The sequence below is a fragment of the Calidifontibacillus erzurumensis genome (assembly GCF_013303125.1).
Classification (GTDB): domain Bacteria; phylum Bacillota; class Bacilli; order Bacillales; family Bacillaceae_J; genus Calidifontibacillus; species Calidifontibacillus erzurumensis.
Window position 1 is genome coordinate 1 of the sequence record NZ_JABTTE010000008.1, and the last position, 13,068, is coordinate 13,068.

At 35.1% G+C, this 13,068-nt stretch carries 10 protein-coding genes, 1 tRNA gene and 1 riboswitch; of the genes, 5 read left to right on the forward strand and 6 right to left on the reverse strand.

Annotated elements, in window-relative coordinates; all coding sequences use genetic code 11:
• Positions 1–750 precede the first annotated feature (750 nt).
• Positions 751–876, forward strand: a complete 126-nt coding sequence (locus tag HR057_RS17215) for a hypothetical protein (protein ID WP_268990197.1) — start codon at positions 751–753, stop codon at positions 874–876.
• Between the two features lie 82 nt (positions 877–958).
• On the opposite strand, the gene HR057_RS07520 is transcribed toward HR057_RS17215, so the two are convergent.
• Positions 959–1,384 (reverse strand): hypothetical protein, encoded by a 426-nt coding sequence (locus HR057_RS07520; RefSeq protein WP_230474385.1) that lies wholly within the window; start codon positions 1,382–1,384, stop codon positions 959–961.
• Between the two features lie 260 nt (positions 1,385–1,644).
• Between HR057_RS07520 and HR057_RS07525 the strand changes: the two genes are divergently transcribed.
• Positions 1,645–1,717: transfer RNA gene (locus HR057_RS07525), tRNA-Ala, on the forward strand.
• Between the two features lie 336 nt (positions 1,718–2,053).
• Here the strand turns inward: HR057_RS07525 and HR057_RS07530 are convergent.
• Positions 2,054–2,770, reverse strand: coding sequence for an EAL domain-containing protein (locus tag HR057_RS07530; RefSeq protein WP_173730829.1), 717 nt, complete (start codon positions 2,768–2,770; stop codon positions 2,054–2,056).
• 422 nt (positions 2,771–3,192) lie between these two features.
• A riboswitch (SAM riboswitch) is annotated at positions 3,193–3,298 on the forward strand.
• An 81-nt stretch (positions 3,299–3,379) separates the two neighbouring features.
• Here HR057_RS07530 and HR057_RS07535 point away from each other — a divergent pair.
• Together HR057_RS07535 and metC are read left to right on the forward strand one after the other, a co-directional pair.
• Positions 3,380–4,483, forward strand: a complete 1,104-nt coding sequence (locus HR057_RS07535; protein ID WP_173730830.1) for a methionine biosynthesis PLP-dependent protein — start codon at positions 3,380–3,382, stop codon at positions 4,481–4,483.
• Positions 4,484–4,496: 13 nt separating this feature from the next.
• Entirely contained in the window at positions 4,497–5,678 is a 1,182-nt protein-coding gene (gene metC, locus HR057_RS07540; RefSeq protein ID WP_173730831.1) for a cystathionine beta-lyase, read from the forward strand.
• Between the two features lie 155 nt (positions 5,679–5,833).
• On the opposite strand, the gene aspA is transcribed toward metC, so the two are convergent.
• From aspA to HR057_RS07555, 3 genes are all read right to left on the reverse strand, one after another.
• Positions 5,834–7,297 (reverse strand): aspartate ammonia-lyase, encoded by a 1,464-nt coding sequence (gene aspA / locus HR057_RS07545; RefSeq protein ID WP_173730832.1) that lies wholly within the window; start codon positions 7,295–7,297, stop codon positions 5,834–5,836.
• 726 nt (positions 7,298–8,023) lie between these two features.
• A complete protein-coding gene (gene ppdK / locus HR057_RS07550) occupies positions 8,024–10,699 on the reverse strand; it encodes a pyruvate, phosphate dikinase (protein ID WP_173730833.1) in 2,676 nt (891 codons plus the stop codon).
• Positions 10,699–11,517, reverse strand: coding sequence for a pyruvate, water dikinase regulatory protein (locus tag HR057_RS07555; RefSeq protein WP_173730834.1), 819 nt, complete (start codon positions 11,515–11,517; stop codon positions 10,699–10,701). Before HR057_RS07555 ends, ppdK begins: the two co-directional genes overlap by 1 nt.
• Before the next feature lie 530 nt (positions 11,518–12,047).
• On the opposite strand from HR057_RS07555, the gene HR057_RS07560 reads away from it, so the two are divergent.
• On the forward strand, positions 12,048–12,749 hold the full coding sequence (locus HR057_RS07560; protein ID WP_173730835.1) for a Crp/Fnr family transcriptional regulator: 702 nt from the start codon (positions 12,048–12,050) through the stop codon (positions 12,747–12,749).
• A 62-nt stretch (positions 12,750–12,811) separates the two neighbouring features.
• Here HR057_RS07560 and HR057_RS07565 read toward each other — a convergent pair whose 3' ends face one another.
• Positions 12,812–13,063: an amino acid decarboxylase gene (locus tag HR057_RS07565; RefSeq protein ID WP_173730836.1), complete on the reverse strand. Its 252-nt coding sequence runs from the start codon at positions 13,061–13,063 to the stop codon at positions 12,812–12,814.
• Positions 13,064–13,068: the final 5 nt, after the last annotated feature.

A 13,068-nucleotide genomic window follows, 5' to 3' on the forward strand; every position in this document is an offset into this window, starting at 1 on the left:
ATTGAAAATCCTTACTCAAAAATTGACTTGGCCGTTGAATGAAACATTCAACATTGCCGCACGCTTGACATTTTGTTTAGTTTTCAAAGATCATCTAAATGATATGGTCATTGTTTGCGACACTTATATATTACTATGCCTCTTCACAGAAGTCAACACTTTTTATCATTAATTAAATCTTATTTTTCTGTTGTCTCAATAGCGACCTTAATAATATATCATGATTCAAAATACAAATCAACAATAAAATATATAGTTTTATTTCAACAAGGAAAATGTATACAATTTCAATTTGCCGCCTAATTCCCTTTTTAATGCACGATAATCGACGCAGAACATTTCTTCATGACACCTTGGAACAACTGTCAGGATAGCATTCACTCAAAATTACATAGATCAAATTTCCTTTAAAGCAAACTTTCAATTAATTTGCTTAATCCAAAATCTAAAAAGCGGAAACTTAGTGGAACTCTTATTTTCTAAAAAGAATGAATTTAAAAAGTTTCGTCCATATTAGCGAAGAAAGGCAAATATGGAAAATATAACAAAGAAATGCCTATAAAGAGCAACAGAGCACCATTAAATTCTTTATATTTCTCCTATTCAATTAGTTAATCAGATTAATTATTTCTAAAAATTCCGATTTTTTATTGGTAACGCTTTCAAAAACCTGGAATAAAATGTTATAATCATAATATACATTTATTAAACTTTTTTATTTAGAAAGTAATATAAAGGAGCGAATGAAAAATGATTAGAAATATAATAAGTTATGTAATCCCGTTCGCAGGTTTATTAGGTTTAATGTTTACTTTCTATTTTCTGGATAAAAATGTTGCACCTACGAAAGATGAACCAGAAAATTCATTAGAATAAGGAAGGCTGGTATTTCCTTAAGAAAATATTTTTTGACCAGCCTTTCCTTATATTTTTTTGATTAAAAAACTTGTTATTCATATTATTTTCTATATATAACATAAAATGGTCTCTTATCAGATTGACCGTTTTGACCAATTGCCTCCACTACAATAAATTGCAGGAGATTCTCTTTCCCATAAAAGAAGGTTGTAGACCATCCATCACTTTTATCTCGATCTATACTAATCAGTTTTCTATGTTCCCACGAATCTTGCCATGATTTATTTTTGACGGGTACAGTCCAAAATCTGACTTCCTTCGTATTAATTGCTTCTACTTCTATAAGTAATTCACCATTTGAATGTTGTCGTAATGTCACCCATTGATTAACCATCGGTACTGGACTTGTTTTAATATCGATCACTTTCGGATTTAAAACATTTTTTTCATCATTACTTGCTGAAAATTCAAAGGAAAATATGCAAAATATCGCCAAAGCCAATAATAATGAAAGAAATGACTTCATTTAACTACACACTCCTTTATGAACAGTGTTTAGTGTTATTTTACCTTACTGTCATTTTAAAATTCCTTTACCAAATTAATAATAATGATCGTTTATCCATATATAAGATACCTTTTATGACCTAAATTATTTATAGAAAAATAACAGCAATTGGAAGTTGTTTAGCCAGATTTAAACCCTTAACTTTAGTGCTTTACAATTTCATTTTTAGATATTAAAATGTTTAATGTGTTTAGTGAATAGGATTTAACTAAATTTATGGGGGCATAGCTCAGTTGGGAGAGCGCTTGCATGGCATGCAAGAGGTCGTCGGTTCGAGCCCGATTGTCTCCATTATCTTAAATGGTAACGTGATTGAACATCTTAGACCGCCTTTCTAAAAGGAAAGGTGGTCTTTTTTATTTTTTCATTGCATTGTTTCAGGTCTTGAAGGGCAATTTATGACGAAAATATTATTAAAAAACTTTGTATAAATTGACAGCATAAATCAAAAATATACAACATACCTAGAAAATAGTTTGTTTCCTCATTCATCCCAAAAATGATACAAAATATTGTATAAGATTACTTATTACATGTATCTAGTTCAGTCAATATTTTTGGAATGAATTCCTTTTATTTCCATGAAAATAAAAAAAAAAAACATTAAACCATATTTAAAGATTTATATTATTTAAGAAGAGGCTTCGGTTGAGCTAAAAGGTAGCCTTGACAGATATCTACTCCTAACAATTTTGCAATAGATAAATCTGTTTCATGTTCAATACCTGTTAGAATCACTTTTATACCTACGTGGTGAGCGTATTGAATAAGCGATTTAATCATCTGTTGTTTTTTATCTGAGCTTGACAAATTTCTTGAAAAAAATTGATCAAGTTTAATAAAATTTGGTTCTAATTCAATAATCATATCTAATGATGACCATCCTTTACCAATCTCATCTATAGCAATCAGATACCCAAGGTCTTTAAGTAGATTTATCCTTTCTTTTAGTAGCAAAAAATTCTCAACATAATCCGTATTGACAATTTCAAAAACAATCATTTGCCTTTTGCTGTTAAACTGCTTACTCATCTTATTTATAAAACTAGGAAAACTTTGATGCAATATCGTTGATGGAAATATATTAATAAACAAAAAGTATGTAATTAAGATTTCTTCATTAAAAAACGTTTGCAGCACTTTTGAAATCGATTTCGTTTCTAATTCAAAAAGTTTATTCACAATTTTTGCCTGCCGAAATATCATGTCCGCTTCCCCAAATTCTGAGCGCAAGTAAATTTCGGCACCAATTTTTGACCAATCTTTAGTATTGTATAAGGCTTGTGAATAGTGATAGAAACGATCTTCCTCGATTAATTTCTCCAAGGCTAATGTTGTACTCATTGTTTTTGCTCCTTTTGCACAGCGCCATTTTTAATAGATATTTTACCTCATTTGGATACTAAATTGTATATTATAAAAATATTCAAACAATTTATTATTATCTTTTATAGATTTTAGTAACCTCTTAAATTAAAAACTATTAAAACAAAGAAATCTATAGGAAAATTTGTAGAATATTGACGAAAAATACAATAAATGGGCCTTTATTCTAAATTGATAAATTTATGGAAAATATCCAACTATTCCAATTTATCTTTAAGAATATCCTAATATTTTCCAATATTCAATTCCTTCAATCACAAAATCAGGGGAAATTTTACAAATTTTCAATCAAACAAGTTTTTTTAATTTCTCTTGTCATACCATTCAATATGTACTAAAATAAGGTCATTATTATATTTTCCGAAAATTTCATACTTATTTTCTTATCCAGAGAGATGGAGGGATTGGCCCAATGAAGTCTCAGCAACCGGTCGAAGCAGACACGGTGCTAATTCCAATAGGTAGTTTAAGCCTTGAAGATAAGAAGAAAGTTTTCATACAAAGGGAGCCTTCTTCTTATGAAGGCTCCTTTTTTACCCTGATTTATTTATGAAAGGGCTGAAGAATATGCAAAAAAATCATTTAGAAACGATATTAGTACAATTAGGGAATAAAGCTGATCAAAAGACTGGGGCTGTCAATCCACCGATCTATTTGTCAACTGCATATCAGCATAGCGGTCTTGGCCAATCAACTGGTTATGACTACACCCGTACAAAAAATCCGACTAGATCGATTTTGGAAGAAGGAATTGCGCGTTTAGAAAACGGTGAACGTGGTTTTGCCTGTAGTTCAGGAATGAGTGCGATCCAACTCGTTCTTTCTCTATTCAGCGCCGGTGATGAATTGCTAGTTTCCGATGACGTTTATGGGGGGACTTATCGGTTATTTGAAAGTTACAAAAAGCTTTATCACTTAAAAGCAACCTACACAAATTTTGTTGATGAACAAAAAACGGAAACATTAATAAATGAAAATACAAAAGCAATCTTTATAGAAACACCAACAAATCCGCTAATGCAAGAAATCGATATCGAGAAACTTGCAGCTTTTGCTAAAAAGCACAGCTTATTACTAATTGTTGACAATACATTTTACACTCCTTATTTTCAGCAGCCGCTAAATCTTGGTGCAGATATCGTCGTACATAGCGCCACGAAATATATCGGTGGACATAATGACGTGCTTGCCGGTCTAGTCGTTGCAAAAGGGAAAGAAATCTGCGAAAAACTGGAATTTTACCATAATGCAATTGGAGCAGTTTTATCTCCTTTTGATTCATGGTTGCTTATTAGAGGACTAAAAACACTTCATTTACGGATGAAGCAGCATGAAGAAAATGCGAAAAAAATCGCATCCTACTTAGAACAAAGTCCATTCGTTACAGATGTTTTATACCCTGGAAAAGGCGGCATGCTCTCCTTTAGGTTGAAAGACAGCCAATGGGTGGCTCCATTTTTAGAAAATTTAAAACTTATTTCGTTTGCAGAAAGCTTAGGCGGAGTTGAAAGTTTCATTACTTATCCAGCTACTCAGACACACGCAGACATTCCGCAAGAAGAACGAAATCGACGAGGCATTTGTGACAGGCTCTTACGCTTTTCTGTTGGAATTGAAAACGCTGAAGATTTAATCGCTGATTTAGAACAAGTTTTCAAAACATTAGTATAGGAGGCTTGCGCCGATGAATCAATATAACGATCAAATTGAAACGAAATTAATCCACCGTCAAATTAGTGATGGTGAGTTGAAAACAGGTGCTGTCAATGTACCGATTTATCTTTCATCAACATTCCACCAATCTAGTTTTGATGAATTCGGTCCATTCGACTATAGTCGGTCTGGCAATCCAACCCGGCAAGTATTAGAACAAAAAATCGCAGAATTGGAAAGAGGTACGAAAGGATTTGCCTTCTCTTCAGGAATGGCAGCCATTTCATCAGCATTTATGCTTCTTTCTACAGGTGATCATGTGCTCATTACCGAAGATGTGTACGGAGGAACTTACCGTTTTATCACAAACATATTAACAAAATTTGGAATTGAGCATACATTTGTCGACATGACTGATCTAAATGCTATTGAACAGGCTATTCGCCCAAATACAAAAGTCATATATATGGAAACACCATCCAACCCTTGTTTGCGAATTACTGATATAGAAACAGTTGTAAAACTCTCTAAAGCAAACAATTGCTTAACTTTTCTTGATAACACGTTTATGACTCCTTTTTTCCAAAATCCTTTGGAACTAGGTGTGGATGTTGTATTGCATAGTGCAACAAAATTTTTGTCAGGTCACAGCGACATTCTTGCTGGTCTTGCAGTAACAAAAGATGAGGAACTTGGTGAAAGATTGGGATATATTCAAAATTCTTTCGGGGCAATATTAGGTGTTCAAGACTCTTATCAATTAATTCAAGGAATCAAAACATTAGGAATCCGACTAAAACAGTCCTCTGATTCAGCACAGCTTATTGCCAACTATTTAAATAATCATCCTTTTGTTGAAGAAGTTTTTTATCCAGGATTGCCTTTTCACCCTGGACGTGACATTCATCAAAAACAAGCGAGGGGATTTGGGGCAGTGTTGTCGTTCCGTTTGCCTAACAGGGAAGCTGCAAAAGCATTCGTCGAACATGTACGGATTCCTGTTTTTGCCGTCAGCCTTGGTGCTGTTGAATCAATTCTTTCTTATCCAACAACAATGTCCCATGCAGCTATGCCAAAAGAAGAAAGAGAAAGAAGAGGGATTACCGATGGGCTGCTACGTCTTTCCGTCGGCCTTGAACATGTTGATGATTTAATTCGAGACCTAGATCAAGCATTACAGAAAGCTCGACGTATTCATACTCCTGCATTTTAATGATAGCTTACAAAGGTTTCAGTCCGAATCTAGAACGGATTCGGACTGAGATGATTGTACTTGACTATAAGTAAAAAGGATGCTTTTTAGCTCTAGATAGAAAAACAGGCATTAAATATTTGTTTTAACGCCAGTGGAGTAACTCAATACTATTATTAAACAGACTGCAAATATTTATCTTCTTGGTCTTTTTGTTTTTTCATTAAAAGTTCTTTGCCTGCGATGCCTGGTTTTGTCATTTCATGGGGCTGCAAAATGACATTCAGTTCTTCCGCTGTTAGAACACCACGCTCAAGAACAATGTCCCTAACTGGCCGCTTTGTATCAATTGCCTCTTTGGCAATTGATGCAGCTGTTTCATAACCGACATGCGGATTAATCGCCGTAATGATACCAACGCTATGCTCAACATATTCTCGTAATTTTTCTCTATTGGCAGTAATGCCGCTTAAACAATACTTGCGGAAGACTGTGAACACGTTTGCCATAATTTTGATCGATTGAAGCAAATTGAAAACAATCACTGGCTCCATGACATTTAATTCAAATTGGCCTGCTTCACAAGCCATGCTGATTGTTAAGTCATTACCAGCAACTTGGAAGGCGCATTGATTAACAACTTCAGCCATTACCGGATTTACTTTACCTGGCATAATTGAAGAACCAGGTTGACGTGCAGGTAAATTAATTTCGTTAAAACCACAACGCGGTCCGGATGCCATCATCCGCAAATCGTTTGCAACTTTTGACATGTTCAACATGCAAGTCTTCAACGCTGCTGAAACTTCCAAATAACAATCCGTATTTTGCGTACCGTCAACTAAGTTTTCCGTACCTTTAATAGGCTGGCCGCTAAACTCTGCAATAAAACGAACCACTTTGTCAATATAATCAGGATCTGCATTTAAGCCAGTTCCAACTGCTGTTGCCCCCATATTCACTTCATACAAGGACTCGCGTGTTCTTTTGATGCGTGCAATATCTCGCTGTAACACTCTTGCATAAGCTGCAAATTCTTGTCCCAATCGAATCGGCACAGCATCTTGCAAATGAGTTCTTCCCATTTTAATAACATCATCAAATTCTTTAGCTTTTAACAAAAATTCACTATGAAGCTCTTCCAATACTTCAATTAGTTTATTCAATGTCGTTAATAGAGCCAAATGAATTGCCGTAGGAAATGCATCATTTGTTGACTGTGACATATTTACATGGGAATTTGGACTAATTACTTTATAATTCCCTTTTTGTTCACCGATGATTTCCAATGCGCGATTAGCGATTACTTCATTCGTATTCATATTTATTGACGTTCCTGCTCCACCCTGAATTGGATCTACAATAAATTGATCATGCCATTTCCCAGCAATAATTTCATCGGCAGCTTGGACAATAGCCATCGCAATTTTATAATCTAATTGACCGATTTCTAGATTAGCAAGGGCAGCACTTTTTTTAACAATGGCCATTGCTTGAATTAACGCTTCATCTATCCGATAACCGGTAATTGGAAAATTTTCAACTGCTCGCATTGTTTGTATCCCATAATAAGCATTTTTGGGAATTTCCTTTTCACCAAGAAAATCTCTTTCAATGCGAAACTGTACATTCGTGCTCATTAAAAAGCCTCTCCTTTTTTTATAATAAGATCAATAAAACTATATTAAAATATGAAAACCTTTTCAATATCATTATACTATTTTAATTAAATAAAACTACAGCAATTTTAATTATTTTTACCGTTTATAATATGTTTTAATTTTCAAAATAAAATGCTATTTTTATAAAATAATGGAAAAGTCGACAAGTCTGAAAATGTTAAACTGCATTTAAACCATATGTAAAAATTTACAATTTTAAAAGTTTAACAGATAATTGGATATTTATGGTAAGATTTTGTTATTTAGGGGGGAGCTCATCGGAAATTAATTCATACCTTATTCGATTTGCAGTCACAATAATAGTTATTTTTGGTGGCATTTTTACTATTCGATATTTTAAAACAGGGGAGCTTCTATTGGACCAAATCATTGGGGCTTTAATAGGTGTTATATTACTAATTGGAGCCTACATTTGGAGAAATATAAGAAAAAAAATGGATCAGTCGAAATAGTATAACGTGTTTTTTAAGAATAAAACTGTTCGTAACATTAAACTATAAAATTTACTAGTCCATCCAGTGAGGTCGTTGTTTAAGGAATTCAGTTCGGTTGTTAAAGGTTATCAAAATATAATTGACATGATAGAGTAATCATAAAACTGGTAAATAAACTTTAAGTTGGTTGGAATCAAGGTGGGCGCACCTTAATCCCGACCAACTTAAACTATATTTAACTATCAAATTTTTATTTCAGCGCCTCAAGCGCTTCTTCCCCAACATTTTCTTCCTTGCGAATGGTTGCTTGGGCTGCCGCAAGACGTGCTACCGGCACCCGGTATGGTGAGCAACTGACGTAATCCAACCCAACATTGTAGCAGAATTCAATCGAGTGTTTTTCTCCACCATGTTCGCCACAAATACCTGTTTTTAAGTTTGGCTTTGTTTGCCGTCCTAATCGAACACCGGTTTCAACGAGTTTTCCTACACCTTCTTGATCAAGGACGATGAACGGATTTTCAGGAAGTAATTTTTGAGTCAAATACATTTGCAAAAATTTCCCTTCAGCATCATCACGGCTAAAGCCAAATGTTGTTTGGGTTAAATCGTTCGTACCGAATGAGAAGAAATCAGCTTCTTCTGCAATTTGATCAGCAGTAAGGGCTGCTCTAGGAATTTCAATCATCGTACCGATTAAATAGTTAAATTCAAATCCAGTTTCTTCTTGGATTTGCATTTCAACTTTTTCAACAAGTTGACGCATCTCTTTTAGCTCATTAACATGGCCAACGAGCGGTATCATGATTTCCGGTTTTACATCAACACCTTTTTTCATCAATGTCAGAGTGGCATAAAAGATTGCTTTCACTTGCATTTCATATATTTCCGGATGTATGATGCCGAGGCGGCAGCCACGCAGACCAAGCATTGGGTTAAACTCAGCAAGCTGATTTACTTTTTTTAGCAGCTTTTCCTTCTCCACCAATTCATTGCTGTCTGGGGCAGTAAGTTTCAGTCTGGTTACATCAACTAAAAGCTCTTCTTTGTCAGGCAAAAACTCATGTAGTGGCGGGTCTAATAAACGAATCGTTACCGGCAAACCTTGCATCGCTTCGAAAATGCCTTCAAAATCCCCTTGTTGCATTGGTAAAAGCTGATCTAACGCCTCTTTCCTCTCTTCATCGGTTTCTGCTAGGATCATTTTTTGTACGATAGGAACGCGATTTGCATCCATAAACATATGCTCAGTCCGACATAAACCAATTCCGTTTGCACCAAGTTCAAATGCTTTTTTCGCATCTACTGGATTATCAGCATTGGCGCGTACTCCAAGTTTTCGCACTTCATCGGCCCACTCTAAAAGAAGTTTGAATTCATCAGAAAAAGTCGGGTCGATCATTGGAATTTCTCCGAGCATTATTTCTCCTGTACTACCATCGATTGTGATAATATCACCTTGGTTTACAGTTTGCTCGCCTACAGTAAATTGTCGTTTATCTAAATCAATTTTTATTTGTTCACATCCGCAAATACAAGGTTTACCCATTCCTCTGGCAACAACAGCAGCATGGCTTGTCATTCCACCCCGGCTTGTGACTACACCTTGTGCTGCTAGAATGCCATGAATATCATCTGGTGTTGTTTCAGGACGGACGAGAATTACTTTTTTGCCTTCATTGCCTAATACTTCTGCTTCATCGGCATCGAATACGACTTGTCCTGTAGCTGCTCCAGGTGATGCAGGTAAGCCTTTGGCAAGCAAAATACGTTCCACCGTATCATCAAGACGGCGATGCAAAAGCTGTGTTAATTGATCCGGGTCGATACGGAGCAGAGCAGTTTTTTTATCAATAATCCCTTCCTCCACCATATCTACTGCAATGCGAATAGCCGCTTGCGCCGTTCTTTTTCCTGTCCGAGTTTGCAAAATAAACAATTTTCCACGTTCGACCGTAAATTCAATGTCTTGCATATCAAGGTAATGCTGTTCAAGAAGATCGCATATTTTAGAAAATTGATTATAAACATCCGGCATTTCTTCTTTTAAAGCTAAAATTGGTTTTGGCGTGCGAATACCAGCAACAACATCCTCCCCTTGTGCATTTATTAAATATTCACCGTACAACACTCGTTCACCCGTTGACGGATTGCGAGTAAAAGCGACACCAGTACCAGAGTCATCACCCATATTCCCAAACACCATCATTTGAATGTTTACAGCTGTTCCGAGATGGTCCGGTATTTTATTTAGCCTCCGATAAACGATGGCGCGCTGATTATTCCATGATTCAAATACCGCTTGTATGGATAAAAAGAGCTGCTCTATTGGATCTTCAGGAAACTCTTTTTTTGTTCTCTTTCTAACAATCTCTTTATATCCTTTAATAACTTCCTGCCAATCTTCCGCTGTTAATTCAGGGTCGGATGTATAGCCTTTCTTTTTCCTAAACTCTTCTAGCAATTGTTCAAAAAAGTAAACGTCAACACCGAGAACGACATCTGAAAACATTTGAATAAAACGGCGGTAAGAATCATATGCAAAGCGGGGATTATTTGTTAAAGTTGCCATTCCAGCAACCGTTTTTTCATTTAAACCTAAATTCAGAATCGTATCCATCATGCCTGGCATCGAAAACATTGCACCGGAGCGGACGGAAACTAAGAGAGGATTTGAAGAATCGCCAAATTGTTTGCCTGTTTGTTCTTCAAGCTTTCGTAATGCCTGCAAAACTTGTACCCTAACATCACTAGAAATTGTTTTTCCTTCATTATAATAAGCATTGCAAGCTTCGGTTGTAATCGTAAATCCTAAAGGCACAGGCAAACCGATGTTAGTCATTTCTGCCAAGTTGGCTCCTTTACCGCCGAGCAGTTTTTTCATCCCAGCATTTCCTTCATGAAATAAGTAAACATACTTTTTCATCATAAAGAGCTCCTCCCTTTTTTTAAAATATCCAATATAGCATCAGCTGTTTCTTCGATCGCTTTATTAGAAACATTGATGATCGGACAACCAATTCGCTTCATGATTTTCTCCGCATAGTCTAATTCTTGGAGAATCCGCTCCATACTTGCATAATTTGCATCGGTTCTTAAGCCAAGATTTTTCAATCGATCTTTCCGAATTAAATTTAGTTTGTCTGGAGAAATAACTAAACCGACACATTTATGACGAGAAATTTGAAATAATTCTTCCGGTGGATTTATTTCAGGGACTAATGGAACATTAGCTACTTTATAACGTTTATGAGCGAGATACATCGAAAGCGGCGTTTTCGAAGTTCGGGATACGCCAATCAGCACGATGTCAGCTTTCAAAAGTCCCCGCGGATCGCGTCCATCGTCATATTTTACAGCAAATTCAACTGCTTCAATTCTTCGAAAATAATCGTCATCTAGCTTTCTCATGAGTTTCGGTTCATATCTCGGTTCCGTATTAAATTTTTTCATAAATGCTTCCATGAGCGGACTTAACAAATCTATTGCTACAACGCCTTCTTCTTGTGCTCTTCTGTCCAAATATGCTTTAAGCGAAGGGATAACAATGGTATAAGCTATAATGCTGGAACTCGGGTCAATCATTGCCATTAAATGATCAACATCTTCTAAACAATTTACATAAGGGTATCTTGAAGTTTCAAAAGAACCTCCATTAAATTGTGTAGCCACTGCTTTTACTACAAATTCTGCCGTTTCTCCGACCGAATCAGAAACAATATATACAATTTTTTTATCATCCAATGCTGCTCACACTTTCTCTATAATCTTTATATTTATTGTAATATAATTCAGATAATATGTAAGAAATGATTATGACAAAATGAGAAAATCTTTGGAAAACGTTGGGTGCTAAATTGATTTATTCTTATTTTCAACCATTTTAAAGGTAGATTTAATGGATGAAGGGATTTAGAATTCGTACCGAAAATCAGAGACAAAATACGAGTGCCAAAAACTGATTCTTTATTTTAAGAACTGAAAGAAAAGAAGATACTGAATACAAATTATTGAAATAATGATAGCAAAAATCAACTTCACGGTTCTTTGAAGTTGATTTTTCGCTTCATTCATCATATTTTTATGAAGCCAAAGATTTTGCTGAACGTTTTCTAAATTGATAGCGCAATAAATATTAGGAAGAGAACATTTATTCAACATTTAAAAAAGAATTTATTAATAAATTTATAAGATTTTGTGATAAAAATCACACCATTCATATTAATGATCAAGTTACATTTAAATTGTTAAATTTCTCACAGGAAGTGATTATCATGTGCTGCTCCGGAACTATCAATCATTATCAATCCTGTTTGCGTCTTGTCCCTATTTTTCAAGGAATGACAGATGATGAGATTCAAAAATTGCAGAAAGTAACAATAAGCCGTTGCTATAAAAAAGGGGAACTTATTTTTCAAGAAGGCGAAAGTTCTGATACCCTTTTCATTGTTCATCAAGGGTTAATTAAGTTATCGAAACTGAATGAAGAAGGAAAAGAACAAATTATTCGTCTTTTGTTTCCAGGAGACTTTTTTGGACAATTTGCTCTGCTGCAAAATAGCAACCATTATGCGAATGCAGAAGCTGTTGAAAAAACAACTGTTTGTTTAATAGATAAAATAGCATTTATTAAAAAACTTGGGAAAAACCCTATGATGGCGCTGCATTTTATTAACGAATTGAATAATCGTTTGTCTAGGGCTGATGAATGGATCAGTTTGTTAAGTCTTATGGAGGTTGAAAAGAGGTTGGCGCGTGTCATTTTGCTATTTTTTGAAAAAGACAATAGCAATAGCAACGAATTTACTTTGCCACTGACCAGAAAGGATTTAGCTTCGTTAATAGGAACAACACCTGAAACTCTGAGCCGAAAATTACTGTCATTTGCAAAAAAGAAGGTAATCACAGTAAAGCGGCACAGAGTTATTCAGGTATTAAATGTAGATCAGTTGAAACAATTAGCAGGGGGCTATTAAGCTTTCTTCATCAATTCAGTAATATTTATTTAGATATGGAAGTTTTGATTCAACAGGGATATTTATTCATTGATTTTTACTGCCATAATTCTAAAATGCTGCGGCCCTAATTCATTGATAATCGCATTCATTCCAAGTGCATTTAAAGCATTTATTAATGGTTGGGCCCGAAGCGGGACATGAATTTCAAAAATCGTCCCATTAGGGGCGTTTTTTACATATTCAATAATTTCTCCCCGAGGATGTTCGCCTCTTAAAATATTTTCACGTACATCGATAATCGCTTTATTCCCTTCCATTTTAACGTTAAGCATTTTTA